The organism is Paraburkholderia phytofirmans (assembly GCF_046028095.1).
Taxonomy (GTDB): domain Bacteria; phylum Pseudomonadota; class Gammaproteobacteria; order Burkholderiales; family Burkholderiaceae; genus Paraburkholderia; species Paraburkholderia phytofirmans_A.
In genome coordinates, this window is the sequence record NZ_JAQQDJ010000001.1 from 354,072 (window position 1) to 380,613 (window position 26,542).

A 26,542-nucleotide genomic window follows, 5' to 3' on the forward strand; every position below is an offset into this window, starting at 1 on the left:
CGTTGTGGGTGAAACCTTGATAAAAACGCGACGTCGCCAGGCCGCACAAAAGTTGTCCCTGGCTCCGTGTTCCTGTCCGCGCACGCTCCGCAGGGTTATCGATTCCGCAGTGCCTTGATCCGTATACGAAGTTTCAGGTTATCCACAGCAGGATGCGAGGCTTGTTAACTATTACTACGTATACATATACAAAGACTATAAAAACCAGAGAGGCACCCGCGCGGTACGCTGCACAAGCGAGCAGAGCCGGGCAGGCATACGCTCAAGCCAGCGGTAAACAGATCTCCGTAATGAGATCCGCGGGCGCCGTATCCTTCGGGCTATTCAAATACTCCTCGAACACCGGCGCATCCGCCGCTTCCCGCCCGGACTGCACGAGCCACGTCCCATATAGCCACTCATACGCGGCACGCATATCGCTATAGGGTCCTTGGTGCCGCAACACCGCGTACTCGCCCCCCTTCACATGCGCCACCGAAACCGGCGGACTCACCGTCACAGATGCCTGAACCGGATGCGGCAACAACACCCCAGCCTTCGACCGCAACTCACTCTCCGCAACAACGCCGGGATCGTCGTAGTAAACGCCGACCATACGCATCTGACCGGCAAGTAAATTATGTTTCGCGAGCCAACCGAACAACGCATCGAACGCCTTGCCGATCTGCATATACGGTCCAACGTGATCGACCGACAAAACCTCCATCGGCTCCACGTGACGAATCACCACTTCACGCATTGTCATTTGATCGTCTCCTGATAGCGCCGGACGAAACCGGCTATGGGTGCCTTGCTTGCGATACTGCGCCGGCGGCACGCCGAACGCCGCACGAAAGGTGCGGGAAAAAGATTGCAGACTGCTGTAGCCGGAGCGCTCGGCGATTTCCGCAATCGGCATGGAACCGTTCGCCAGATAACCCGCCGCGCGATGCAGCCGTAAACGTCGCACTGTGGTGGCCACCGTCTCGCCATACATCGCCTGATAAATCCGATGCCAGTGATACGGCGACAGACAGGCGATTTCCGCCAGACGATGAATGTCCAGCGGCTCATCGAGATGATCGTAAATATGGTCGAGCACTCGGCCGAGCCGGGTTTCGTAGCGAGCCCGATTACCTGATTCATTCATGGCTGGGTGAATAGAAAATGAGCACAAATATTGTCGAATGGATGCGGAGAAAATTACCACGTCCCCATTTACCAAATCCTGCGAACTTCACTCGAATGCCCGGTTAACGCAATGCGCAATTAAGTGCGCACTGACACTGAGCCGCCCAGAACTTTGCCGAATTTCGATAACACCTCGAATAATGGCTCACTACTATCGGCTGAAGCCTGTCCGTCCGTGCACCGCAAAGCCTTGCGGCGTCGGGCTGCTGGCACCATCAGGGAGCGTCCGATGAAATCAGAGTCCACAAATCAGCACGTCGGCAAAGTCACGCATCACGAGTTGAAGCAGACGCTCGGCACGTGGCAACTGTGGGGCATCGCGGTCGGCCTCGTCATTTCCGGCGAATATTTCGGCTGGAGCTATGGCTGGGCAAGCGCCGGCACGCTCGGCTTCGTCATCACGGCGATTTTCATTGCCGCGATGTATACGACGTTCATTTTCAGTTTCACCGAGCTCACCACATCCATTCCGCATGCGGGCGGTCCGTTCGCCTACGCCCGTCACGCCTTCGGACCGACCGGCGGTTATTTGGCCGGCGCGGCGACGCTGGTGGAATTCGTGTTTGCGCCGCCGGCCATCGCGCTTGCGATCGGCGCGTACCTGCACGTGCAGTTTCCCGGTCTCGAGCCGAAACACGCCGCGATGGGCGCATACCTCGTCTTCATGGCGCTGAATATCGTCGGCGTGCAGATCGCCGCGGCGTTCGAGCTGTGCGTGACGCTGCTTGCGATCTTCGAACTGCTGGTGTTCATGGGCGTCGTGTCGCCCGGCTTTCAGTGGTCGAACTTCACCAAGGGCGGCTGGTCCGGCGCCGACACCTTCAGCATGGGTTCGTTTCACGGCATGTTCGCGGCGATTCCATTCGCCATCTGGTTTTTCCTCGCGATCGAAGGCGTGGCGATGGCTGCCGAAGAAGCCAAAAACCCGAAGCGTTCGATTCCGATTGCCTATGTCGCCGGCATTCTGACGCTGGTGGTGCTTGCCATCGGCGTGATGGTGTTTGCCGGCGCGGCAGGCGACTGGACCAAGCTGTCCAACATCAACGATCCGCTGCCGCAGGCGATGAAATACATCGTCGGCGAACATAGCGGCTGGATGCATATGCTGGTGTGGCTCGGACTGTTTGGACTGGTCGCGTCGTTTCACGGCATCATCCTCGGCTATTCGCGGCAAATCTTCGCGCTGGCTCGCGCGGGCTATCTGCCGGAATGGCTCTCGAAAGTGCATCCGCGCTTCAAGACGCCGCATCGCGCGATCATTGCGGGCGGCGTGGTCGGCATCGCCGCGATCTACAGCGACGAGCTGATTCAGTTCGGCGGCCAGACGCTGACAGCGAACATCGTGACGATGTCGGTATTTGGCGCTATCGTGATGTATATCATCAGCATGTTGTCGCTGTTCAAGCTGCGCCGCACCGAACCGAATATGGAGCGCCCGTTCCGCGCGCCGCTGTTTCCGGTCTTTCCGGCGTTCGCACTGGTGGCGGCGGTCATCTGTCTGGCGACGATGATCTACTTCAATTTTCTGGTGGCGATCGTGTTCGCAATCTTTCTCGCGCTGGGCTACGTCTACTTCCTGATGACGCGCCATCAACGCGAAGCCGCGCCGGCGGACGCCTTGCTCGAGGAATGACGGATCGAGCCGCTGCGCGAGCAGCGGCGATGGAGTCGTAAAGATGAGCTACACCGAGACGATCGGCAGCCGCACGTATCGCTTTGCGGATCTGAAAACCCTGCTGGCGAAGGCCAGCCCGCAGCGTTCCGGCGACCAGCTCGCGGGCGTGGCGGCGGCGAGCGAGGAAGAACGCGTCGCGGCCAAGATGGCGCTCGCGCAGGTGCCGCTACGCACTTTCCTTAACGAAGCGCTGATTCCCTACGAAAGCGACGAAGTCACGCGTCTCGTGATCGACGATCATTCGCCTCAGGCGTTCGCTGAGATCTCTCACCTCACGGTCGGCGATTTTCGCAACTGGCTGCTGAGCAGCACGACGGATGCCGACGCGCTCACGCGTATCACCGCGGGCCTGACGCCGGAGATGGTCGCGGCGGTATCCAAGCTGATGCGCAATCAGGACCTGATCACGGCGGCGCGTAAACGTCCGGTGATTACGCGCTTTCGCAACACGGTCGGCTTACCGGGGCACATGTCGGTGCGTTTGCAACCTAATCACCCGACCGACGACGTCAAAGGCATCGCTGCCTCGATGCTCGACGGCCTGATGTACGGCTGCGGCGACGCGATGATCGGCATCAACCCGGCGAGCGACAATCTTGCCGCGATCACCAAGCTGTTGCTGATGATCGACGACTTCCGCCAACGCTACCAGGTGCCGACGCAATCGTGCGTGCTGACCCACGTCACCAACACGATTGCCGCAATCGAAAAAGGCGCGCCGGTCGATCTGGTGTTTCAGTCGATTGCGGGCACGGAGAAAGCGAACGCGGGCTTCGGCATTTCGCTCGCGCTGCTGCAGGAAGCGTATGAAGCGGGGCTTTCGTTAAAGCGCGGTACGGTCGGCAATAATCTGATGTACTTCGAAACCGGTCAAGGCAGCGCGTTGTCGGCGGATGCGCATTTCGGCGTGGATCAACAGACATGCGAAGTGCGCGCTTATGCGGTCGCGCGCAAGTTCAATCCGTTCCTGGTGAACACGGTAGTCGGGTTTATTGGACCGGAATATCTGTACGACGGTAAACAGATCACGCGCGCCGGCCTCGAAGATCACTTCTGCGGCAAACTGCTCGGCGTACCGATGGGTTGCGACATCTGCTATACGAACCATGCGGAAGCCGATCAGGACGACATGGACAACCTGCTCACGCTGCTGGGCGTTGCGGGCATCAACTTCATCATGGGCGTTCCGGGCGCTGACGACGTCATGCTCAATTATCAAAGCACGTCGTTCCACGACGCGCTGTACGTGCGCGACGTACTCGGCTTGCGCCGCGCGCCGGAATTCGAAGAATGGCTCGAGTCGATGCAGATCACGGACGCGCGCGGCGCGTTGCTGAGCGCATCGACGCAACAACCGTTGCTGGAAGGCGCGCGCGACTGGATGGGCATTGCATGAGCGACTTCCTCGAAAAGAATCCCTGGAACGCGCTGCGGCAGTTCACCAACGCGCGCATCGCGTTGGGCCGCGCGGGCAATAGTTTGCCGACCGCGCCGCTGCTCGCGTTCAACCTGTCGCACGCGCAGGCGCGCGACGCTGTGCATCATCCGCTGGATACCGAGGTGCTGCACGAGCAATTGCGCGCGCAAAACTTCAAGACGTTCGACGTGCATAGCGCCGCGCCGGATCGCGAGCATTATTTGCGGCGTCCGGATCTTGGGCGGCGTTTATCGGAAGAGAGTCGCGTGGCGCTGGTGGCGGTGCAGAACGATTCGCCCGAAGTGGTCTTCGTGATCGGCGATGGTCTTTCGGCGTTCGCCGCATCGAAGCAATCGATCCCGTTGCTGCAAGCCGTCGTTCCGCGCCTCGCGGACTGGAAGATCGGCCCGATCGTGGTCGCGCGTCAGGCGCGCGTCGCGTTGGGTGACGAGATCGGCGAGTTGCTCAATGCAAAGTTGGTGGTGATGCTGATCGGTGAGCGGCCAGGTTTGAGTTCGCCCGATAGCCTCGGTATCTATCTGACGTACGCGCCGAAAGTAGGCTGTAGCGACGCGCAACGCAACTGCATTTCGAATGTGCGTCCAGAGGGACTCGACTATCCGTTGGCCGCGCACAAGCTGCACTATCTGCTGACGCATGCAAGGCGTTTGGGTCTGACCGGCGTCGGCCTGAAAGACGACAGCGATGCGCTGCTGGCGGAGACACCAGCGGCACCCGCCGTCAGCGATGATTCAAAATCAAGCACGCCATAAAACGATCAAGCGTCGACGCGTTCCACCGGATGCGTCTCCAGCCACGCATTCTCTTCGTCCTCGAAAAGACGGGAGCGCGTCAAGAACCGTAAACCACTGGGCCGCTCCAGAGAAAACATTCCGCCATTTCCCGGCACCGCGTCGATGATCAACTGCGTGTGCTGCCAGTATTCGAACTGCGATTCGCTCATGTAGAACGGCACGCCCGCAATCGTGCCGAGTTTGACATCGGACGAGCCGACCATGAACTCACCTTGAGGAAACATCATCGGCGCGCTGCCGTCGCAGCATCCGCCGGATTGATGGAACAGCACCTCGCCATGCTCCGCGCGCAACTTGTCGATCAACTCGACAGCGGCCGGCGTTGCGATTACGCGGGCAACTTCTTTCTCATCAGCCATCACATGCCCTCGCAGAAAAAAGAGCGAGCCGCGCAATGCGGCCCGCTCGAACAGGAACGCGACGCTTAGAAGAAACCGAGCGGCTTGTCGCTATAGCTGACCAGCAGGTTCTTGGTCTGCTGATAGTGGTCGAGCATCATCTTGTGGTTTTCACGTCCGATGCCCGATTGCTTGTAGCCACCGAATGCCGCATGCGCCGGATAGGCGTGATAGCAGTTGGTCCACACGCGGCCTGCCTGAATCTGCCGGCCGAAGCGATACGCGCGCGTGCCGTCGCGCGTCCATACGCCGGCGCCGAGACCGTAGAGCGTGTCGTTGGCGATTTCGAGTGCTTCTTCTTCGGTCCTGAACGTCGTGACGGAGACGACCGGTCCGAAAATTTCTTCCTGGAAGATGCGCATCTTGTTGTGGCCGCGGAACACAGTCGGCTTCACGTAATAGCCTTTGCTCAATTCACCGTCGAGCGCATTGCGTTCGCCGCCGATCAGGCATTCGGCGCCTTCCTGTTTGCCGAGGTCGACATACGAGAGGATCTTTTCCAGCTGTTCCTGCGAGGCCTGCGCGCCGATCATCGTCCTGATGTCGAGCGGATGCCCTTGCGTGATCGCCGCGACGCGCTTGAGCGCACGTTCCATGAAGCGGTCGTAGATCTTTTCATCGATCAATACGCGCGACGGACACGTGCACACTTCGCCCTGATTCAGCGCGAACATCGTGAAGCCTTCGAGCGCCTTGTCGAAATAGCTGTCGTCGGCGTTCATCACGTCGTCGAAGAAAATATTCGGGCTTTTGCCACCGAGTTCGAGCGTCACCGGAATGATGTTCTGGCTCGCGTACTGCATGATCAGACGGCCGGTCGTGGTCTCGCCGGTAAACGCGATCTTGGCGATGCGCTTGCTGGAAGCGAGCGGCTTGCCGGCTTCGAGACCGAAGCCGTTCACCACGTTCAGCACGCCTGCGGGCAACAGGTCATGAATCAGTTCAACGAGGACGAGAATCGAAGCGGGCGTTTGCTCGGCCGGCTTGAGCACCACGCAGTTGCCGGCAGCGAGTGCGGGCGCGAGCTTCCATACGGCCATCAGGATCGGGAAATTCCACGGAATGATCTGGCCGACCACGCCGAGCGGTTCATGAAAGTGATACGCGACGGTGTCGTGATCGATCTCGGAGATCGAACCTTCCTGCGCGCGCACGGCGCCGGCGAAGTAGCGGAAGTGGTCGATGGCGAGCGGAATATCGGCGGCCATGGTTTCGCGCAGCGGCTTGCCGTTGTCGATCGTCTCGGCCACGGCGAGACGTTGCAGGTTCGCTTCCATTCGGTCGGCAATGCGCATCAGAATGTTCGACCGGTCGCCGGCGGAGGTTTTTCCCCAGGCGGCTTTCGCGCGATGTGCCGCATCGAGCGCGAGTTCGACGTCGGCTTCGCGCGAACGTGGGATCGACGTGAAAGCTTCACCGGTGATCGGCGACACGTTGTCGAAGTACTCGCCGCCTACAGGCTTCACCCATTCGCCGCCGATAAAATTCGCATACTGCTTCTTGTACGGAAATTCAGTGGTCAGAAATTGCATCTCTGCGTGATTCATCTGTGTGCTCCTCACATGTTTGAATGGGCTATATTCGGCTCGATATATCGCTTAGCCGCGAGATGCTAGAGCCAGAAGTGTGCCAATGCACCGCGCAGGTGATCCGTGCACACGTAGCAGGCACTCGCGCACGGTACGTGGTGTCACGCTGTTCAATCGGCGCAAGGTGAGCGTGTCGTTTCTGAGCAGAGTCGGCAGCGCTGTTCATCCATTGAACACTGGCTTTGATCTCTGTCGATACAAAGGCGTGAGCCGGCATAGGACTCGTTCGGCATGGGAATTGCCTTCCTTTTGCCTTCGATCCTCCTCGATATTCCATTTGGGCAGATCCGGTATGACGATCGACACTCTCAGCGACACCCCGTCCGGTCCAACGCTCACGCCGCAGCCGAGCTTCCGTGTGCAGACTTGCGTCGCGCACGACGCCGACGAACAGGCGCGCAATCTTCATGGCTGGAGCCAGACCTACGACCAGTTGACGGCCGGATTTTTTGTCGGCGGCCTGACGGAGCTGTGTCTCGATCACATGCAGGTGTTCGTCGAAACGACCAGCCACACGCTGCGGCAAACCTGCGAGGTGCAAAAGGACGCGTACTGGTTCGGTATCCCGACTTGCCCCGCGGGTTCGGGGCGCATCGACGCTCAGGTGATTGCCGGCGACGCGCTCGCGTTTCGTCCAGGCGGCATCGAATTCGAACTGCTGACCTCGGCGGGTTACGAGATTTTTGGCGTGGTGGTCAAAGGCGAAGTGCTGCGCCGTTACGCCGCGGAAGTGGAGCGCGTCGGTCTGGCCGAGCATGTGCCGAACACGCAAGTCGTGCCCATCGGCATGGCTCGCAAACAGCAGTTGTGCGCCACGCTGCGTCAATTGCTCGACGATGGTGCGGCGCGCGGCACACCGCTCTCTTCGGTCGCGCGCAACAATCTGCAGGCGTCGGTGCTGGCTTCGCTCTTCGACGTCGGCGCGTTGTCAGCGTCGGAGTCGGTCGCGATGCCGGCGCGTCCACGCCGTCAATCGATTGTGTCCGAAGCGCGCGACTATGTGCTGGTCAATCGCGAGCGGGCAGTGAGCGTTCCGGAGTTGTGCGAGCAACTGCATGTGAGCCGGCGCACGCTGCAGTACTGCTTTCAGGACGTGCTCGGCATGGCGCCCGCCACGTATCTACGCGCAATCCGTCTGAATGGCGCGCGGCGCGATCTGTCGAATGCGTCGCGTGAATCACGCTCGGTGCAGGATGTGGCGGCGGCGTGGGGCTTCTGGCACTTGAGCCAGTTCGCAACCGATTACCGGAAGCTCTTCGGCATGCGGCCCTCGGATACGTTGAGGGCCGCGATCGGTTCGCATCACCGTACTTTCGCGCATTGACTTCAAGGCGCGCGTCGCGCAGTCGCTACCTGCGGGCGCGCGTTCACTTGCGCAACAGCCGCAACCCGTTCGCCACCACCAGCAGACTCGCACCCACATCGGCGAACACGGCCATCCACATCGTGCCCAGACCGATCACGGTCAGCACGAGGAAGACGCTCTTGATGCCCAGCGCGAGCGTGATGTTCTGCACCAGCACAGAATGCGTTGCCTTCGACAGGCGAATGAACGACGGGATCTTGCGCAGGTCGTCGTCCATCAGCGCGACGTCGGCGGTTTCAATCGCGGTGTCGGTGCCCATCGCGCCCATCGCAAAGCCGATGTCGGCGCGCGCCAGGGCAGGCGCGTCGTTGATGCCGTCGCCGACCATGCCGACCGTCGCGCCGTCGTCCGACCACCGTGCGACTGCGTTCAGCTTGTCTTCCGGCAACTGATCGCCGCGCGCTTCGTCGATACCGACCTGCTGCGCGATCGCGGCGGCCGTGTGCGGATTGTCGCCGGTGAGCATGGCGGTGCTCACGCCGAGCCGCTGCAATTCGGCGATGGCCGCGCGGCTCGTCTCCTTCACCGTATCGGCGACCGCGAACAGCGCGAGCACGCGTTCGGCGTCCACCAGCATCACGACGGTCTTGCCCTGACTTTCGAGCGCATCCAGCCGCGATTCGAGCGACGCGGAACAGCGCCCCAGTTCTTCGATCAGCCGATGATTGCCGAGCCAGTACGGCACGCCATCTATCTCGCCACGCACGCCGCGTCCCGCGATTGCCTCGAAGGCGCCGACTGTGATGTGCGCCAGGCCATCGGCCTTGGCTGCCGTCGCAATCGCCGTCGAGACAGGATGGTCGGAGCGCCCCGCGAGACTCGCCGCAAGCGTGCGGCAACGCAGGGCGTCGATCTCAACGAGTATTTCGAACTCGGTCTGCACGGGCTTGCCGTGAGTGAGCGTGCCGGTTTTATCGAGCGCGAGCCGCGTCAGCTTACGGCCTTGCTCGAGATAGGCGCCGCCTTTGATCAGAATGCCTTTGCGGGCCGCCGCGGCGAGACCGCTGACGATGGTCACCGGCGTCGAGATCACGAGCGCGCACGGACACGCGATCACCAGCATCACCAGCGCCTTGTAGACCCACGCCTGCCACGATCCGCCGAACAGCAGCGGCGGCACGACGGCCACGGCAAGCGCGACGGCGAACACGATCGGCGTATAGACGCGGGCGAACTGGTCGACGAAACGCTGCGTCGGCGCCTTGGTGCCTTGCGCTTGCTCGACTGCGTGGATGATGCGCGCGAGTGTCGTGTTGCTGGCTGCGGCGGTGACGCGATAGTCGAACGAGCCGGTCTGATTGATCGTGCCGGCGAACACCGCGTCGCCCACGGCCTTATCGACCGGCAGACTTTCGCCGGTGATCGGCGCCTGATCCACGCTCGAGCGGCCCGCGACGATTTCGCCGTCGAGTGCGATCCGCTCGCCCGGCTTCACGCGAACCACCGCGCCGATCGCAATGGCCTTGAGATCCACTAACCGCCAACTGCCGTCGAGTTGCTGCACGCTTGCCTGTTCAGGCGTGAGTTGCATTAAACCCTGGATCGCATTGCGGGCGCGGTCGAGCGACTTCGCCTCGATCAGTTCCGCGATGGTGAAGAGCACCATCACCATCGCGGCCTCCGGCCATTGGCGCAGAATCAGCGCGCCGGTCACGGCGATGCTCATCAGCGCGTTGATGTTCAGGTTGCCGTTGCGGATGGCGAGCCAGCCCTTCTTGTACGTCGTGAGGCCGCAGGAGAGGATGGCGAGGATCGCCAGACCCGCAGGCAGCCAGGCCGGCGCGCCGAGCCAGCCAGCGGCCTCTGAGGCCGCCGCGGCCACGCCGGCGAGCGCCAGCGGCCACCACGGCTTGCTCGGCGCGTGCGGTGCGGCCGTGGGCGCGGCGTCCGGACCGGCGTCCGCGAGTTCGGGTGTGAAGTCGAGCGAACGCAGCGCGGCGAGGATCGAGTCGAGCGCCTCGGGCGCGTGGACGACCGTCAGGACGCGCTGCATCAGGTTGAATTCCATGCTGCGCACGTGTGGCATGCGGCTGAATTTCTTGCGGATCAGCGCTTCTTCGGTCGGGCAATCCATCTGCATGATGCGGATGGCGGTGCGCATGTTGCTGCCGATGGCTTCGGATGGCGGCAGCGGGGCCGGCGCGGCTACGGTTGCCGCTGTTGCTGTCCCTGCTCCGCAACACGGCGCATCGGCATGACTGTGGGCGGGCGCGTGGCTGTGGCCTTCTTGGGCATGGTCGTGATCGTGCGCGTCGTGGCGATGACCGCAGGTCGCGCCGTCGTGGGCATGCGCGTCCCCTTCGTGCCCGTGCGCACAGGCTTTCGCCTGTTCGAGGCGGTCGGCGTCGGCGTGGTCGGCTTGAGGCATGGTGGCTTCCTGGTTCGATTTGTGGTCTAGTAAACACCCTGAAGCCACTACAAGGTCAAGGCCGCCATCCGGAGGGTCCATGAAAATCGGCGAATTGGCGAAAATCGCCCATTGCACGACCGAAACCATCCGTTTCTACGAGAAAGAGGGCTTGTTGCCCGAAGCGGAGCGCACCGAGGCCAATTACCGCAGTTACACGGCGAAGCACGTCGAACGGCTGCGTTTCATCCGTAATTGCCGCGCGCTCGACATGACCCACGACGAAATCCGTGCGCTGCTGCGTCTGACCGACGCGCCGGCGGACGGCTGCGGCGGCATCAATGCCTTGATCGACGAGCACATTGCGCACGTCGACATGCGCATCGACGAACTGATGCAGCTGAAGTTGCAATTGACCACGTTGCGCGAGCAGTGCCACGGCGAACAGGCCGTGGAAGACTGCGGCATCGTGCAAGGCCTCACCGAGATGGATGTCAGCGCGCCGCGTGCGCGGCATACGCATCTGGGTTGACGAGCATTAGCCGTCGCTACTTTGGCAGCACCCGTCTTAATCACGGCGGGCCGTCCGTACGGCTCGCCGGACAAGCAATCGAATCCAGTTGGAGAATCAAACGTGTTTACCTGTAGAAACCAGTCCTGCCAGGCGCGGTGGGAGCAATCGGACGTCGTCATCAAGAACGAAGGGCAGGGCCTCCTGTTCCGTTGCCCGATGTGCGGCGCGCGCAATTACGTCGAGCGCTTCGACGGAGACGACGGCTCGGTGCTGTACGAGCAAATGGAAGGCCGTCCCGACACTGGCCCGATGGCCGAATAATTGTTGTCCCTAGCCGCCTTATCCGCTTTGCGAGTCATCACCCTATGAACAGTCCCACCACCGCCGGCGCGCCGTTTAGCCAGCTGCCGCTGCCGCCCGCGACGCTCGCCAACCTGACGCAGCTCGGCTACGTCGAGATGACGCCGATTCAGGCCGCGAGCTTGCCGATCGCGCTCGCCGGCCACGATCTGATCGCCCAGGCGAAAACCGGCAGCGGCAAGACCGCGGCGTTTTCGCTGGCGCTGCTGGCGCGCCTCGACGTGCGCAACTTCGCCGTGCAGGCGATGGTGCTGTGCCCCACGCGCGAACTCGCCGATCAGGTCACGCAGGAAATCCGCCGTCTCGCGCGCGCCGAAGAAAACATCAAGGTGCTGACGCTGTGCGGCGGCACGCCGATGCGTCCGCAAACGGCGAGTCTCGAACACGGCGCGCACATCGTGGTCGGCACGCCGGGCCGCATCATGGATCACCTCGAGCGCGGCAGCCTGCCGCTGCAGTCGCTCAACACGCTGGTGCTCGACGAAGCGGACCGCATGCTCGACATGGGTTTCTTCGACGATATCGCCACCGTCGTGAAGCAATGCCCGAAAGAGCGCCAAACGCTGCTGTTTTCGGCGACGTATCCCGAAGGCATCGTCAAACTGAGCCAGCAGTTCCTGCGCAATCCGAAGGAAGTGAAGCTCGCCGAGCGGCATGACAACACCAAGATTCGTCAGCGTTTCTATGAAGTGACCGAAGACGGACGGCTGCACGCCGTCGGTCTGCTGCTGAATCACTATCGTCCGGTGAGCACGCTGGCGTTCTGCAACACCAAGCAGCAATGCCGCGATCTGCTCGACGTGCTGCGCGCGCAGGGTTTTCATGCGCTCGCGCTGCACGGCGAACTCGACCAGCGCGAACGCGATCAGGTGCTGATCCAGTTCGCCAATCGCAGTTGCTCGGTGCTGGTGGCCACCGACGTCGCCGCGCGCGGTCTCGACATCGCTCAGCTCGAAGCGGTGATCAACGTCGACGTGACGCCGGATCCGGAAGTGCACGTGCACCGCATTGGCCGTACGGGCCGCGCCGACCAGGAAGGCTGGGCGCTGAGTCTCGCCAGCATGAACGAGATGGGCCGCGTCGGCAGTCTCGAACAGGCGCAAAAGCGCGAGGTCGAATGGCACAAGCTGTCCGAACTCACCGCGGCGAGCAACGAGCGACTGCTGCCGCCCATGGAAACGCTGCAGATTCTCGGCGGCCGCAAGGAAAAGATCCGTCCGGGCGATGTGCTCGGCGCGCTGACCGGCGAGGCGGGTTTCGCCGGCTCGCAGATCGGCAAGATCAACGTGACGGAAATGTCGACCTATGTGGCGGTGGAACGCAGCATCGCGCGTGAAGCGCTGCGCAAGCTCAGCGCCGGCAAGGTGAAGGGCAAGAAAGTCAAAGTCCGCATGATGGACGACGCCTGATAGATGGCGAGGCCGGTCACAACGCTTCGCTTGTGGCCGGCCGCATCACATTACTTCATACCTCAGCAGTTTTCCGCGTTCTCCACGCAGTCTCGTTTCTTCCCCGCAAGTACCGATCAGACCGGCTTTGCGCGTGGCGGCGCGCCTTCGCGTGAGCCATGACGTAAATGCATGCCGCGCATGACAAAGTTTCGATTGTGACGGTTCTTTGGCTGATGCCTAATCACCAAACCGGAAGGGACCGCCGCGCAGCAGGCTGTTCCGTGAATCCGCTGCCGGATGGAGAAAGGGAGAAAGCCTTATGCAGAGCGCCACGCAAGCCCGCTCGAAGTTGCCTGACGTAGGCACGACGATTTTTACCGTGATCGGCCAACTGGCCGCTCAGCACGACGCGCTGAATCTGTCGCAAGGCGCGCCGAATTTCGCGCCGGACGCCAAACTGATCGACGGCGTGGCGCAAGCCATGCGCGCCGGTCATAACCAGTACGCGCCGATGGCCGGCATCGCCGCCTTGCGCGAAGCGCTCGCCGACAAGGTTGCCGCGCTGTACGGCGTGCGCTACGACCCGGCGAGCGAAGTCACCGTGATCGCCAGCGCGAGCGAAGGACTGTATTCGACGATCAGCGCATTGGTGCATCCCGGCGACGAAGTGATCTACTTCGAGCCCTCGTTCGACAGCTATGGTCCGATCGTGCGGCTGCAAGGCGCCACGCCCGTGCCGATTAAGCTGTCGCTGGACGACTTCCGCGTGAACTGGGACGAAGTCGCCGCCGCGATCACGCCGAAGACTCGCATGATCATCACCAACACGCCGCACAATCCGACCGCGACCGTGTTCAGCGAGGCCGATATAGAACGCCTGAAGGCCGTTACGCGCAACACCGATATCGTGATTCTCGCCGACGAGGTCTACGAACACGTGGTGTTCGACGGCGCGAAACATCAGAGCATGGCGTGCCATTCCGAACTCGCGGAACGCAGCGTGATCGTCTCGTCGTTCGGCAAGTCGTATCACGTGACCGGCTGGCGCGTCGGCTATTGCCTCGCGCCCGCTGCGTTGATGGACGAGATTCGCAAAGTCCATCAGTTCATGGTGTTTTCCGCCGATACGCCGATGCAGTACGCGTTCGTCGACGCATTGGCCAATCGCGAAAGCTACCTCGGCTTGTCCGCGTTCTATCAGAAGAAGCGCGATCTGCTCACGGAAGCATTGCGCGATTCGCGCTTCGAGTTGTTGCCGAGCGAAGGCAGCTTCTTCATGCTCGCGCGTTTTCGCGGCTTCTCCGATGAAAGCGATAGCGATTTCGTGTTGCGCCTGATTCGCGATGCGCGTGTCGCGGCTATTCCGCTGTCGGCGTTTTATACCGATGGTACGGACTCCGGCTTGATCCGCCTGAGCTTCTCGAAAGACGACGCGACCTTGATCGAAGGCGCGCGGCGTCTTTGCGAAATCTGATCGGAAAGACGACACGGCGCCACGCGGCGGCTGCATTTTTGAACGCAGTATGATCGTCGCGCGGGCACGCATCAGCGCGCCGCAAGGCGGCGTGACAACAAAATCGAAGGAAAAGGGACCTGCTATGAAATTGCTCAAGCCTCTTCTGGCGTTGGCCTGTGCATTCGCGTCGCTCGCGGCGTCGTCAAGTGCAAGCGCTGCCGACACGCTGCGTTTCGGCCTCGAAGCGCAGTATCCGCCGTTCGAATCGAAAGGCCCGAACGGCGAGTTGCAAGGCTTGGATATCGACGTCGGCAATGCGGTTTGCGTGGCCGCGCATATGACGTGCAAATGGGTCGAGACCTCGTTCGACGGGCTGATTCCCGCGCTGCAGGGCCGCAAGTTCGACGCGATCAATTCGGCGATGAACGCGACCGACGCGCGCCGTCAGGCGATCGATTTCACCACCGTTGTGTATCGCGTGCCGACGCAGTTGATCGCCAAGCGCGACAGCGGTCTGCTGCCGACGCCGGCTTCGCTCAAGGGCAAGCGCGTGGGCGTGTTGCAGGCGTCGATTCAGGAAACCTTCGCGAAGGCGCATTGGGAATCGGCGGGCGTGACTGTCGTGCCGTATCAGGACCAGAACCAGGTTTATACCGATCTCGTGGCGGGGCGTCTGGACGCGACGCTCGTGCTGGCGCCGGCCGGACAGACCGGCTTTCTGTCGAAGCGGAGCGGTGAAGGGTACGCCTTCGTCGGCGAACCGGTGCGCGACGACAAGATTCTCGGCAGCGGCATTGCATACGGAATTCGCAAGGGCGATACGGCACTGCGTGACCGCTTGAATGCGGCGATCGCGAAGGTGCAGGCCGACGGCACGGTGAAGACGCTGGCCACGAAATATCTCGGCAATATCGACGTGTCGGCGAAGTAGTCTTTCGCGCGTCTGCGTGCGCCGCGCTGTTTGGGTTGTTCGTGAGTCCGCTTGTTGATGGTGCGTTTGACGGCTACGATACGTAGGCTTCGCTTCGGCGAGGCCTACGCAAATATCGGAGAGCGCGCGAATGGGCGAGATCATGGAGGCGGCACTTCAAGCGAAACGCGCTTCTGCGCCGCGCTTCTGGCGCGATGATGCGTTGCCGTTCATCGAGGTGCGTTCCATTGAAGACGGTCGCGACGTCTGCTACGCGAAACACTCGCACGAAACCTTCTCGATTGGCGCCGTCACCGGCGGCCGCAGCGAATATCTGAATCGCCACGCGCGTGAATGGATCGGCGCGGGCGCAGTCGTCATGATGAATCCGGACGACGTGCATGCGTGCAATCCGGTGGCAGACCAACGCTGGTCGTATCGCATGATGCATGTCGATGTGGCATGGCTCACGGGCCTGCAGCATGAGTTGGGTTTCAGCGAAAACCACGCGTTTCGCGCGTTCTCGCAGACCATGACGACGGACGCCGGATTGTTCAACGGCTTGAACCGGCTGCATGCGATTCTTTTTGACGGTGACGCCGACATGCTGCACAAGCAAAGCGCGACCATCGCCTTTTTCTCCGAAGTACAAAACACACTGAACCCCGCGGTCTTGCCGGATCACGGCGCGAGCCGCCAACTCACGCGCGCGGCGGAATTCATTGCGGAAAACTGCACGCGGTCGCTGAAGCTGGAGGACATTTGCGAGGCGGCCGGTTTGTCCGCGTCGCATCTGATTCGTGCGTTCAAGCAACGCTATGGCATGACGCCGCACGCTTATCTGATCAACCGGCGTATTCAATACAGCCGCGCGCAACTCAGGCGCGGACGTGTAATTGTCGATGTCGCACTCGACGCCGGTTTTGCGGACCAGGCGCATTTGCAGAGAATCTTCAAGCGGCTGGTCGCGGCGACGCCTGGGCAGTATCGCAGTTGAATGCGTGGGCCGCGCGGCGTCTTCACGCCACAAGCAGATAGAGCGCACTCGCCGCGAGCAAAGCCGCCATCACGCGATTGAAGAATCTCACACGCTGCGGTCGCTGCAAGTGTTTGCGCAGGAACGTGCCTGCGCAGGCCCAACTGGCGATCGACACATAACAGATCACGAAATACACGACGCTGAATTGCCAGACGAGCCTGCCGTCGCCGTCCGCCGCGTAGGCGCCCATGCCGGCCAGCGACGCGAGCCAGGCTTTCGGGTTGAGCCATTGCATCGCTGCGCCATATGCGAAGGATGGTCCGCGAGCCGGTTTGTCCGCGCCGAGTTGACCGTCGTCGGTGGCGAGTTTGTAGGCCATATAGAACAGGAAAGCCACGCCCGCCCATTTGACGACGGTGATCAGGTTGGGGAAATGCGCGAGCAGTTCATGCAGTCTCAGGCCGATCAGCAGAAGCAGCACGGTGAAACCGATGGTCGCGCCGGTGACATGCCGCATGCTCGCGGCAAGCCCGTGCTGCGCGCCGGCGCTGAGTGCGACGATATTCACCGGGCCCGGCGAAATTGAGCTAGCCAGCGCGAAGGCGGCCATGGAGAGTAAAGCGGTCATCAGATGCCTCGATACGGATGTGCGCAGGATTTGCGACGGTCAACGGTATCGGGCGAAAGGGTGGGGTGTATTGAAGGAAATTGCTGTGGCTGGCTGTACGCAGTCTGTGTGTGAGCGCGGCCCGAAACGCAAAAAGCCCGGTCGCAAGGACCGGGCTTTTTGCTTTGAATCTTTGGTGGGGCGTGAGTGACTCGAACACTCGACCTACGGATTAAGAGTCCGCTGCTCTACCAACTGAGCTAACGCCCCCAACAGAAGCAAAATTATGCAGAAATTTTCTGGGCTTGCCAAGTCCCTTTAGCAGATTTCTTAAAAAAATTTGCATCCACGGCCCCGAGGCATTCCTCGATGGGCGCGCTGTCGTGAAAAAGGCGCTGCCTGCATCGTCCCGGTATCATGTCGCGGAACACCTTGCCGCACGAAGCCTCGCGCGGCTTTCGAGCGGGGATTGCCATGGATGAAAAAGAGATTATCGAGTTGCTCGACCGCATCCTCGCGCCGTGGGTGCGTGCGCTCACGCTGACGCCGGTCAAGGTCGATGAGGAAGCCGCCACGCTGCGCCTACCGTTTTCCGGCGGCCTGCGTCATGCGGGCGGCGTGATCTGCGGGCAGGTGTTCATGGCCGCGGCGGACACGGCGATGATCGTCGCCATTTCGGCCGCGCTCGGCGGTTTCAAGCCGATGACCACGGTCTCGCTCAACATCAATTTCATGCGCGCGGTACGCAAGGGCGACGTGCTGATCACCGCCCGAGTGCTGCGCATGGGCCGAAATCTGGTGTTCGGCGAAGTCGAGTTATTCGACGAGTCCGGCAACATGGCCGTTCACGCCACCACCACTTACGCACTGCTCGACTAAAACGGGCCAGAGAGCCGCATTAGAGGAAAAGCCAGGATGTTCGATCAGGTCGTATTCGCCGGCGGCGGCAATCGCTGCTGGTGGCAGGCGGGTTTCTGGGATGTGATCCAGCCGGAGCTGCGGATCCGGCCGCGCGTCATCACCGGTATTTCGGCCGGCGCCGCCACTGCGTGCATGCTCTACACGCGCGATTCCGACTGGGTCATGCGCTATTACGAAGACGCGCTGCGCCACAACACCCGAAACGCCTACTGGGGCAATCTGCTGCGCGGCGAGTCCGTGTTTCCGCATTACCGGATCTACCGTCAGGCGCTGCTCGACATCTACGGTGAGAAGTTTTCGACGCTCGCCGATGCGCCGGAAATCCGCATCGGCGTATCGCATCTGCCGCGCTGGCTCGGCGCGCGCAGCGCGGTCGCGGCGGGCCTGATCGCGTACAACATCGAAAAATACGTGCGCAAGACGCTGCATCCGACGCTCGGTCAGACACTCGGCTTTCATCCGGAATTCGTGCGCGCACAGGATTGCGCGAGCGTCGAGGACTTGGCGGATCTGATTTTGCAGTCGTCGAGTACGCCGCCGTTCACGCCGGTTTTGCGACGCAACGGCCGGCCGGTGCTGGACGGCGGGATGGTCGATAACGTGCCGGTCGGCGCGCTCGACGCCGAGGCGCCGGGCAACGTGCTGGTGATGGTCACCCGCCTCTATCCGCGGCCGCAGATGTTCGTCGTGCCGCACGGCGCGCAGCAACGGCTCTACGTGCAGCCTTCGCGCAAGGTGCCGATTTCGAGCTGGGATTACACGAGTCCGTCACAGATGATCCATGCGTACAATCTCGGCCGTGCCGACGGCGAGGTTTTCCTCGAACGCATACCCGATCTGCTGGAAGCCGGCGCGCACGAAGCGGCGCGGTGAATTGAGCGACGGCGGCGGCGTCGTCAGCGCGAAAGCCAAACGGCGCTCTTATCGCCGCAAAAACCCCCCAGCGGTTTTTAACGCCGCCGCCCGCCCTGCAAAGCTTCCGGATTCGCCACGCTGCTCGTATCGCCTGCGTCGAAAGCCAGAATGTTCTTGAATGCTGCGGTGAAATACTGCTCGTAGCTTTCGCGTTCCACATAGCCGATGTGCGGCGTGCAGATCACGTTTTCCATGCGCAGCAAGCTGTAGCCCTGCAGAATCGGCTCGCTTTCGTAGACGTCGATTGCGACCATGCCTGGACGGTTGTGCGACAGCGCATTCACCAGCGCGTTTTCGTCGAGCAACTCGGCGCGGCTCGTGTTCACGAGCAGCGCGGTCGGCTTCATCCGCATCAGGTCTTCCTGTTTGACGATGCCGCGTGTGTCGTCGTGCATGCGCAAGTGCAGCGACAGTACGTCGCTCTGCTCGAACAGTGCCTCGCGGCTCTCCGCCACGCCATAACCGTCGGCTCGCGCGGCTTCGCGCGAATGCTCGCGGCCCCAGATCAGCACGTTCATGCCGAACGCCTTGCCGTAACCGGCCACCAGCCTGCCGATCTTGCCGTAACCCCAGATCCCCAGCGTCTGGCCACGCAATACCTGGCCTAAACCGAAGTTCGGCGGCAGTGCCGATGTCTTCAGGCCCGACTGCTGCCAGGCTCCTTGCTTAAGGTTTGCTACGTATTGCGGAATCCGCCGTTGGGCCGCCATGATGAGAGCCCACGTCAACTCGGCAGGCGCGAACGGTGAACCGGTGCCTTCCAGCACCGCAATGCCGCGCTCGGTACATGCGTGCAGATCGATGTGGCTCGAGACCTTGCCGGTCTGGCTGATCATGCGCAGACGCGGCAATTTATCGAGGAGTTGCGAGCTGATGCGGGTGCGTTCGCGAATCAGGACGAGGGCGTCGACTTCGGAAAGACGGCTTGCCAACTGGCCGAGACCGCGGACGGTGTTGTTGAATACCTTGACCTCATGGTCGGCCAGCAATTGAAAGCAGTCGAGCTTGCGAACGGCGTCCTGATAATCGTCGAGGATGGCAATCTTCATGGTATGTGTCTTGCGACGCACCTTGGTGGTGCGGAACGGAGTGTTATGCTGACTGTCCCACCATGTGACCTAGGTCACATGCCGGTCTGGCTGAATGCCTTACCGTAGTAGCTACCGCACAGAATGGCAGCGCCACGGCAAGGCCGATTGACATCGTTTTTAACAGTTTGTTGCGTGTTGAGGCAAGCCGCTTTACAGACGGTTGCAGAAGCCCGTCGGCTGGGACCTCCGCTCAACAGGCTTTGTAGCCCGGAACGATCTGCACAATTGTGCGTCGGGTGGCAGCAGCCCGGCGCGAAGAATTGAATGCCTCTCGCATGCAGCGTCTCTGGGCTTGTACCGTTTTTCTATTGCTTTTCAAAACGGAGACAAGTCGATGAACCATCCCTCATTCGAAGGACAGCCCACAATCGAGGCGCCCGCGTGGGTCAAACACCGAAAGCTGCTCGACTGGGTCCAGCGCGTTGCCGCGAAGACCAAGCCCGACAGGATCGTCTGGTGCGACGGTTCGCAGGAGGAATACGACCGGCTTTGTGCACAGATGGTCGAAGCAGGCACACTCAAGAAGCTCAATCCCGCGAAACGCCCCAATTCTTATCTCGCATGGTCCGACCCGTCCGATGTGGCGCGCGTCGAAGATCGCACTTTCATCTGCTCGCAGCGCCGCGAAGACGCGGGTCCCACCAATAACTGGATCGCACCGGCCGAAATGCGCTCGACGCTCGACGGCTTGTTCGAAGGCGCCATGCGCGGCCGCACCATGTACGTGGTGCCGTTTTCGATGGGCCCACTCGGTTCGCCGATCGCGCACATCGGCGTCGAACTGAGCGACAGCCCGTACGTGGTCACCAACATGCGCATCATGACGCGCATGGGTCGCAAGGTTTACGACGTGCTCGGCGAAGACGGCGAGTTCGTGCCGTGTGTCCATTCGGTCGGCGCGCCGCTCGCGGCCGGCGCGAAAGACGTCTCGTGGCCGTGCAACGAAACCAAATACATCGTCCATTTCCCTGAGTCGCGCGAAATCTGGAGCTATGGCTCGGGCTACGGCGGCAATGCGCTGCTAGGCAAAAAGTGTTTCGCGTTGCGCATCGCCTCGACCATGGGCCGCGACGAAGGCTGGCTTGCTGAACACATGCTGATTCTCGGCGTGACCTCGCCGGAAGGACGCAAGCATCACGTCGCGGCGGCGTTTCCGTCGGCGTGCGGCAAGACCAACTTTGCGATGCTGATTCCGCCGGAAGGCCTGAACGGCTGGAAAATCTCCACGATCGGCGACGATATCGCCTGGATCAAACCGGGCAAGGACGGCCGCCTATACGCGATCAATCCGGAAGCCGGCTACTTCGGCGTGGCGCCGGGCACGAGCGAGAAGACCAACTTCAACGCCATGGCCACGTTGAAGGAAAACGTGATCTTCACGAACGTCGCGCTCACCGACGACGGCGACGTCTGGTGGGAAGGCATGACGGACGATGCGCCGGCGCACCTGATCGACTGGCAGGGCAAGGACTGGACGCCGGCCAGCGCAAAGGAAAGCGGCCGCAAGGCGGCGCACCCGAACGCGCGCTTTACGGCGCCGGCCTCGCAATGCCCGTCCATCGATCCCGACTGGGAAAATCCGGCGGGCGTCGCGATTGACGCGTTCATCTTCGGCGGGCGCCGCTCTACCACCGTGCCGCTCGTCACCGAAGCGCGCAACTGGGTGGAAGGCGTCTACATGGCCGCGACCATGGGCTCCGAAACGACCGCCGCCGCGGCCGGCCAGCAGGGCGTGGTGCGCCGCGACCCGTTCGCGATGCTGCCGTTCTGCGGCTACAACATGAGCGACTACTTCGGTCACTGGCTGAAAACGGGCGAGCGTCTGGAGCAATTGAACGCGAAGCTGCCGAAAATCTTTTGCGTCAACTGGTTCCGCAAGGGCGCGGACGGCAAGTTCGTATGGCCGGGCTTCGGCGAGAACATGCGGGTGTTGAGCTGGATGGTCGGCCGCATCGAAGGCTCGGCTCAGGGTGAGGAACATGCGTTCGGCGTCTCGCCGCACTACGAGGACATCGACTGGAGCGGACTGAACTTCAGTCGCGAGCAGTTCGAGCAGGTCATATCCGTCGACGACGCAGCCTGGCGCGCAGAACTGGCGCTGCACGCCGAGCTGTTTGACACATTGCAGCAAGGCCTACCACCGGCGCTGACTGAGGCCAAACGCTCACTCGAAGAGAAGCTTGCCGCCTGACCAGGTGAGTCTTCACTTCGCACGGAAACCGCCTTCGGGCGGTTTTTTATTGCCGCCCGATCCTGTACGACGAGAGTTTCTGGTTTTTTGCAACGCCGGGCGACCATTGCGTCTGTTCGAACAAAAAAGACAGTTCAAGCTGCACTGCAGCAGATTGTTTCCTTTCGAGGAACAATTGGTGGTCACGCCCCACATTGGGGAGCACAGTCGCACAAATATTGACAATATTTCCGCTTTCGCGGGCAACTTCTGCATGATTTCGCGAGTCGTAGGAGAATTCCAAGTTCGCTTCACTGGTTTTCACCAATTGTGTCAGGAAGCTGTAACACGGCAGGAGTTGTCCCATGGATCATTTGCAGTCGATGCGAGTTTTCGTCAGAGTGGCGGATCTCGGCAGTTTTGCCCGCGCTGCGAGCGCGATGGATATTTCCAACGCAGTTGCCACCCGTCACGTTGCGGACCTCGAAGGCCGTCTAGGTACGCGGCTGCTCAATCGCACCACCCGCAGCTTGTCTTTGACCGAATCAGGTCAGGTGTATCTCGAGCGCGCGCGCCAGATTCTCGACGAACTGGAAGACGTCGAGCAGATGGTGGTCGCGCGTAATCACGAACCCGTCGGCACGTTGCGAATCGTCGCACCGGTCGTGTTCGGGTTGCATAATCTGGCGCCCGTGCTTCAGACGTATGCGGAGCGCTATCCGAAAGTCATTCCCGATGTCACGCTGGTCGACCGTCAGGTGGATCTGGTCGAAGAAGGCTTCGACGTGGGCGTGGTGATCGCGCGGCAAATGCGCAGCGCAAGTATCGTCACGCGGCGCCTCACCACCGGTTGCATGACGGTGTGCGCCACGCCGGCTTATCTGGAGAAGCACGGCATGCCCACGCGTCCGGAGCATCTGCTCGAGCATCCGTGCCTGAGCCTGCCCTCGGAATATTGGGGCGACGAGCGCGTGTTCACCGGCCCGGAAGGCGAAGTGCGCGTGCGTCCGTCGAACGTGATCGTCGCGAACAATACTGAGATGCTCCGTCAGTTTGCGTTGCTCGGCATGGGCATCGCGATCCTGCCGAGCTATCTGATCGGCCGCGACATGACGCGCGGCAGGCTCGTGCGTTTGCTCGGCGACTACCGGCTGCCGCAAGTCGAGATCAACATTGCGTATCCGAGCCGCCGTCACCTGCCGGCAAAGGTTCGCACGTTCATCGACCATCTGGTCGAGCATTTCAGCCAGACGCCGAACAGTCTGCTGGGTGAGCAGTGGATCAAGGAGGACGGCCTTGGCCGGGCCGCCACGACGACGGCGCTCGATTCCGCGGATCCCATGCCGCCGGAAGCGTTCGACGGCGCTGAGCCGCTCTCGCGGCTGCTGGACAGCGAGTTATCGCCGCTGCCGAAGACGTTGGCCAAGACGACGCCTCGCACCCGGCCTACGGCTTTGTCGCCGTTGTAAGTGGCGAATCGGTCAAGCCGGCAAACCCGCCGATAGGCGCTTTCCGGCGGACAAACAAAAAGGCGCGGTCACTTTATGTGATCGCGCCTTTTTTCATGGCAAGTTCAAATGAAGCACGCCGGAAGCGAATCCTCTTCCGGCCTTCCGCCACCAGTTCGACTTACGAGCCGGTTTTGCGCGCCACCGCCTTCTTGGCGGGTGCTTTCTTGGCCGCAGCAGTCTTGGTGGCCGGCGCTTTCTTCGCCGCCGCCTTTTTGGCTGCCGGCGCAGCCTTCACGGCCACCGAAACTTCATCATCGTCCGATTCCGCGTCCGGGGCGGCCTTGGCAGCGGACTTCGCTGCTGCGGTCTTCGCGGCAGTTTTCGCCGACGGCTCCTTCTTTTCGAACTCGAAACCGATCTTGCCGTCGTTCTGCTTGACGAGGAACGCCTTGAAGTTACGGCCGGTACGCGACGACTTGAAGTTCGTCAGCAGATCCGTGCGGCCTTCTTCGAGCAGCTTGGCCATCTGTTCGCGAGCAATTTCCTGCTGCAGGATCACCTTGCCAGAGCGGAAATCGCAAGTCTTCGGATTGGCGACCGAGTTTTCGCAGACGTAGCTCATGCCGTGCTCGAACACGCGGCCCTTGCACTTCGGGCAGGCGCCGACCGGCTGCTGATCGGAGAAGTCAGGCGGTTCGCCGTCTTCGCCGCCCGCATCCTGGCCGAAGTCGAATTCGAGCTTGTAGTTCTTGATCTCGTCGTCAAACGACAGCTTCAGGATCGCCGAGAATGGCCGGCCCATCTTGCTGCGGAAACCCGACAGCGGACCAATCGTCTTGTTCTGCAGCAGTTCTTCGACTTCCGGAATTTCGAACTGACGTCCGCCCGGAATCTTGGAAATCGAGAACTCGCATTTCGAGCACGCGAAGCGCCGGTAGTTTTCCTTCACCTGACCGCCGCAATTCGGACACGGCGTCTGCAACGTCGCGTAATCGCCCGGGATCGTGTCGGAATCGTACTCTTTCGCGCGTTTGACGATGGTCTGCGTCATGCGGGCGATTTCCTGCATGAACGCGTCGCGCGGCAGGTTGCCGCGTTCCATTTGCGAGAGCTTGTACTCCCACTCGCCGGTCAATTCGGGCGCCGTCAGTTCCTTCACGCCCAGACCGCGCAATAGCGTCATGAGCTGGAAAGCCTTCGCGGTCGGAATCAGATCGCGGCCTTCGCGGATCAGATACTTTTCACCCAGCAGACCTTCGATGATCGCCGCGCGCGTGGCTGGCGTGCCGAGCCCCTTGGCCGCCATGGCTTCGCGCAACTCGTCGTCTTCGACGAGCTTGCCCGCGCCTTCCATGGCCGACAGCAAGGTGGCTTCGTTGTAGCGTGCCGGCGGTTTCGTCACCAGTTGCTGGGCGGCGATCTTGTCGGTCTTGACCTTCTCGTCCTTCTGCACCGGCACGAGGTTCGCGTCTTCGCCGCTGATCTCGCGGCCATAGACCTGCAACCAGCCCGGTTCAACCAGCACCTTGCCTTCGGTCTTGAAGTGATGGCCGACCACTTCCGTGATCCGCGTCGTCACCTTGTATTCGGCGGCGGGGAAGAACACCGCGAGGAAGCGCTTCACGACGAGGTCGTAGAGCTTCTGTTCCGGCTCCGACAGATTCTTCGGCGCCTGCAGCGTCGGGATGATTGCGAAGTGATCGCTGATCTTCGAGTTGTCGAAGATGCGCTTGTTCGGCTTCACCCAGCCCTTGTCGAGCACCTGTTTGGCATGCGGGAGATAGTTGTTGCTCTCCTTGAGCATGCCGAGCGTTTCCTTAACCGTATCCAGATAGTCTTCCGGCAGCGCGCGCGCGTCGGTACGGGGATAGGTCAGCACCTTGTGCTTTTCGTACAGCGCCTGGGCAAGGCCCAAGGTGTTCTTCGCCGAGAAGCCGAAGCGGCCGTTGGCTTCGCGCTGCAAGCTGGTCAGGTCGAACAGCGCCGGCGACAGTTGCGTGGACGGCTTCGATTCTTCGGTCACCGTGCCGATCTGGCCGCGACAGGCGGCGACGATCGTTTCGGCCGCGGGCAGCGCCCACAGACGCGAATCGCGTTTTTCCGGATCGAACTCGTCGCGCTTGAATTTCGGATCGAACCAGCGGCCTTCGTAGAAGCCCGCCGAGCAGACGAATTCCGCTTTCACTTCCCAATAGTCGCGCGGCACGAAGCGGCGAATCTTTTCTTCGCGCTCGACGACGATCGACAGCGTCGGCGTCTGCACCCGCCCGACCGTGGTCAGGAAGAAGCCGCCGCCCTTGCTGTTGAACGCGGTCATGGCCCGCGTGCCGTTGATGCCGACCAGCCAGTCTGCTTCCGAGCGGCAACGCGCCGCATCGGCGAGCGGCTGCATCTCTTCGTCGCTGCGCAAACGGGCGAAGCCGTCGCGGATCGAGCCCGCCGTCATGGATTGCAGCCACAGGCGCTGCACCGGCTGCTTGGCTTTCGCGTGCTGCGCGATCAGGCGGAAAATCAGCTCGCCCTCGCGCCCCGCGTCACATGCGTTGATCAGGCGGTCGACGTCTTTGCGCTTGAGCAGCTTGGTCAGCACTTTCAGGCGCGACTCGCTCTTGGCGATCGGGTTGAGATCGAAGTGCGGCGGAATGACGGGCAGATTGGCGAAACTCCACTTGCCGCGTTTGACTTCGTAGTCTTCGGGCGCGGCAATTTCCAGCAGATGGCCGACTGCCGAGGAAAGGACGTACTCGTCGCTCTCGTAGTATTCGTCATGCTTGGTAAAGCCGCCCAAAGCGCGCGCGATGTCGTTCGCGACGGAAGGCTTTTCGGCGATGATCAGTGCTTTGGACATGACTCGATGTGAGGTTGGTAGATCAGGGTTGATGGCCGTGAGTGCGCTTCTGTTAGCGCGACCCTCGTTTGCGACCTTTGCGACCCATTAACGACCGCTTTATAGCACACGGCGCGAGACCGGCGTGTCAAGTGCCATAAAAGCGCGAAATC

At 61.5% G+C, this 26,542-nt stretch carries 22 protein-coding genes and 1 tRNA gene; 14 read left to right on the plus strand and 9 right to left on the minus strand.

Features of this window, described 5'->3' with window-relative positions; all coding sequences use genetic code 11:
• Nucleotides 1-262 precede the first annotated feature (262 nt).
• Nucleotides 263-1,129 (minus strand): AraC family transcriptional regulator, encoded by an 867-nt coding sequence (locus tag PQR54_RS01600; RefSeq protein ID WP_408244238.1) that lies wholly within the window; start codon nucleotides 1,127-1,129, stop codon nucleotides 263-265.
• A 270-nt stretch (nucleotides 1,130-1,399) separates the two neighbouring features.
• Between PQR54_RS01600 and eat the strand changes: the two genes are divergently transcribed.
• Genes eat through eutC form a run of 3 tightly spaced genes read left to right on the plus strand, consistent with a single transcriptional unit; the run spans nucleotide 1,400 to nucleotide 5,035 of the window.
• Nucleotides 1,400-2,803, plus strand: coding sequence for an ethanolamine permease (gene eat / locus PQR54_RS01605; RefSeq protein WP_408243794.1), 1,404 nt, complete (start codon nucleotides 1,400-1,402; stop codon nucleotides 2,801-2,803).
• A gap of 43 nt (nucleotides 2,804-2,846) precedes the next feature.
• The gene (locus PQR54_RS01610) at nucleotides 2,847-4,241 is read left to right on the plus strand and encodes an ethanolamine ammonia-lyase subunit EutB (protein WP_408243795.1); all 1,395 of its coding nucleotides are present in this window, start codon (nucleotides 2,847-2,849) and stop codon (nucleotides 4,239-4,241) included.
• The gene (eutC, locus tag PQR54_RS01615) at nucleotides 4,238-5,035 is read left to right on the plus strand and encodes an ethanolamine ammonia-lyase subunit EutC (RefSeq protein WP_408243796.1); all 798 of its coding nucleotides are present in this window, start codon (nucleotides 4,238-4,240) and stop codon (nucleotides 5,033-5,035) included. Before PQR54_RS01610 ends, eutC begins: the two co-directional genes overlap by 4 nt.
• 5 nt (nucleotides 5,036-5,040) lie before the next feature.
• On the opposite strand, the gene PQR54_RS01620 is transcribed toward eutC, so the two are convergent.
• Both PQR54_RS01620 and adh read right to left on the minus strand, forming a co-directional pair.
• Nucleotides 5,041-5,436 carry a DUF779 domain-containing protein gene (locus tag PQR54_RS01620; protein WP_132376440.1) on the minus strand — a complete coding sequence of 132 codons (396 nt, stop codon included), beginning with the start codon at nucleotides 5,434-5,436 and terminating at the stop codon, nucleotides 5,041-5,043.
• A 65-nt stretch (nucleotides 5,437-5,501) separates the two neighbouring features.
• Complete coding sequence (adh, locus tag PQR54_RS01625) at nucleotides 5,502-7,022, minus strand: aldehyde dehydrogenase (RefSeq protein WP_408243797.1); 1,521 nt, start codon at nucleotides 7,020-7,022, stop codon at nucleotides 5,502-5,504.
• A 334-nt stretch (nucleotides 7,023-7,356) separates the two neighbouring features.
• Here adh and PQR54_RS01630 point away from each other — a divergent pair, with 334 nt between their 5' ends.
• Nucleotides 7,357-8,388, plus strand: coding sequence for a helix-turn-helix domain-containing protein (locus tag PQR54_RS01630; RefSeq protein WP_408243798.1), 1,032 nt, complete (start codon nucleotides 7,357-7,359; stop codon nucleotides 8,386-8,388).
• Between the two features lie 43 nt (nucleotides 8,389-8,431).
• Here PQR54_RS01630 and PQR54_RS01635 read toward each other — a convergent pair whose 3' ends face one another.
• Complete coding sequence (locus PQR54_RS01635; protein WP_408243799.1) at nucleotides 8,432-10,798, minus strand: heavy metal translocating P-type ATPase; 2,367 nt, start codon at nucleotides 10,796-10,798, stop codon at nucleotides 8,432-8,434.
• 79 nt (nucleotides 10,799-10,877) lie between these two features.
• Here PQR54_RS01635 and cadR point away from each other — a divergent pair, with 79 nt between their 5' ends.
• From cadR to PQR54_RS01665, 6 genes are all read left to right on the plus strand, one after another.
• Nucleotides 10,878-11,309, plus strand: coding sequence for a Cd(II)/Pb(II)-responsive transcriptional regulator (gene cadR / locus PQR54_RS01640; protein ID WP_408243800.1), 432 nt, complete (start codon nucleotides 10,878-10,880; stop codon nucleotides 11,307-11,309).
• A gap of 102 nt (nucleotides 11,310-11,411) precedes the next feature.
• Nucleotides 11,412-11,612, plus strand: a complete 201-nt coding sequence (locus PQR54_RS01645; protein ID WP_408243801.1) for a hypothetical protein — start codon at nucleotides 11,412-11,414, stop codon at nucleotides 11,610-11,612.
• A 44-nt stretch (nucleotides 11,613-11,656) separates the two neighbouring features.
• Nucleotides 11,657-13,060, plus strand: coding sequence for an ATP-dependent RNA helicase DbpA (dbpA, locus tag PQR54_RS01650; RefSeq protein ID WP_408243802.1), 1,404 nt, complete (start codon nucleotides 11,657-11,659; stop codon nucleotides 13,058-13,060).
• Between the two features lie 301 nt (nucleotides 13,061-13,361).
• Nucleotides 13,362-14,516 (plus strand): pyridoxal phosphate-dependent aminotransferase, encoded by a 1,155-nt coding sequence (locus tag PQR54_RS01655; protein ID WP_408243803.1) that lies wholly within the window; start codon nucleotides 13,362-13,364, stop codon nucleotides 14,514-14,516.
• 124 nt (nucleotides 14,517-14,640) lie between these two features.
• Nucleotides 14,641-15,429, plus strand: a complete 789-nt coding sequence (locus tag PQR54_RS01660; protein WP_408243804.1) for an ABC transporter substrate-binding protein — start codon at nucleotides 14,641-14,643, stop codon at nucleotides 15,427-15,429.
• Between the two features lie 130 nt (nucleotides 15,430-15,559).
• The gene (locus PQR54_RS01665) at nucleotides 15,560-16,405 is read left to right on the plus strand and encodes a helix-turn-helix transcriptional regulator (protein ID WP_408243805.1); all 846 of its coding nucleotides are present in this window, start codon (nucleotides 15,560-15,562) and stop codon (nucleotides 16,403-16,405) included.
• A gap of 22 nt (nucleotides 16,406-16,427) precedes the next feature.
• Here PQR54_RS01665 and PQR54_RS01670 read toward each other — a convergent pair whose 3' ends face one another.
• A complete protein-coding gene (locus tag PQR54_RS01670) occupies nucleotides 16,428-17,015 on the minus strand; it encodes a LysE family translocator (RefSeq protein ID WP_408243806.1) in 588 nt (195 codons plus the stop codon).
• Between the two features lie 173 nt (nucleotides 17,016-17,188).
• Nucleotides 17,189-17,264: transfer RNA gene (locus PQR54_RS01675), tRNA-Lys, on the minus strand.
• A gap of 204 nt (nucleotides 17,265-17,468) precedes the next feature.
• Between PQR54_RS01675 and PQR54_RS01680 the strand changes: the two genes are divergently transcribed.
• Nucleotides 17,469-17,873: a PaaI family thioesterase gene (locus PQR54_RS01680; protein ID WP_408243807.1), complete on the plus strand. Its 405-nt coding sequence runs from the start codon at nucleotides 17,469-17,471 to the stop codon at nucleotides 17,871-17,873.
• A 36-nt stretch (nucleotides 17,874-17,909) separates the two neighbouring features.
• On the plus strand, nucleotides 17,910-18,788 hold the full coding sequence (locus PQR54_RS01685; RefSeq protein WP_408243808.1) for a patatin-like phospholipase family protein: 879 nt from the start codon (nucleotides 17,910-17,912) through the stop codon (nucleotides 18,786-18,788).
• Between the two features lie 77 nt (nucleotides 18,789-18,865).
• Here PQR54_RS01685 and PQR54_RS01690 read toward each other — a convergent pair whose 3' ends face one another.
• The gene (locus PQR54_RS01690; protein ID WP_408243809.1) at nucleotides 18,866-19,879 is read right to left on the minus strand and encodes a D-2-hydroxyacid dehydrogenase family protein; all 1,014 of its coding nucleotides are present in this window, start codon (nucleotides 19,877-19,879) and stop codon (nucleotides 18,866-18,868) included.
• A gap of 376 nt (nucleotides 19,880-20,255) precedes the next feature.
• On the opposite strand from PQR54_RS01690, the gene PQR54_RS01695 reads away from it, so the two are divergent.
• Nucleotides 20,256-22,112, plus strand: coding sequence for a phosphoenolpyruvate carboxykinase (GTP) (locus PQR54_RS01695; protein ID WP_408243810.1), 1,857 nt, complete (start codon nucleotides 20,256-20,258; stop codon nucleotides 22,110-22,112).
• 46 nt (nucleotides 22,113-22,158) lie between these two features.
• Here PQR54_RS01695 and PQR54_RS01700 read toward each other — a convergent pair whose 3' ends face one another.
• Nucleotides 22,159-22,458 (minus strand): hypothetical protein, encoded by a 300-nt coding sequence (locus PQR54_RS01700; protein WP_408243811.1) that lies wholly within the window; start codon nucleotides 22,456-22,458, stop codon nucleotides 22,159-22,161.
• Here PQR54_RS01700 and gvmR point away from each other — a divergent pair.
• A complete protein-coding gene (gene gvmR, locus PQR54_RS01705) occupies nucleotides 22,457-23,560 on the plus strand; it encodes a transcriptional regulator GvmR (RefSeq protein WP_106302791.1) in 1,104 nt (367 codons plus the stop codon). The genes PQR54_RS01700 and gvmR overlap by 2 nt on opposite strands.
• A 160-nt stretch (nucleotides 23,561-23,720) precedes the next feature.
• Here gvmR and PQR54_RS01710 read toward each other — a convergent pair whose 3' ends face one another.
• The gene (locus PQR54_RS01710) at nucleotides 23,721-26,390 is read right to left on the minus strand and encodes a DNA topoisomerase III (protein ID WP_408243812.1); all 2,670 of its coding nucleotides are present in this window, start codon (nucleotides 26,388-26,390) and stop codon (nucleotides 23,721-23,723) included.
• Nucleotides 26,391-26,542: the final 152 nt, after the last annotated feature.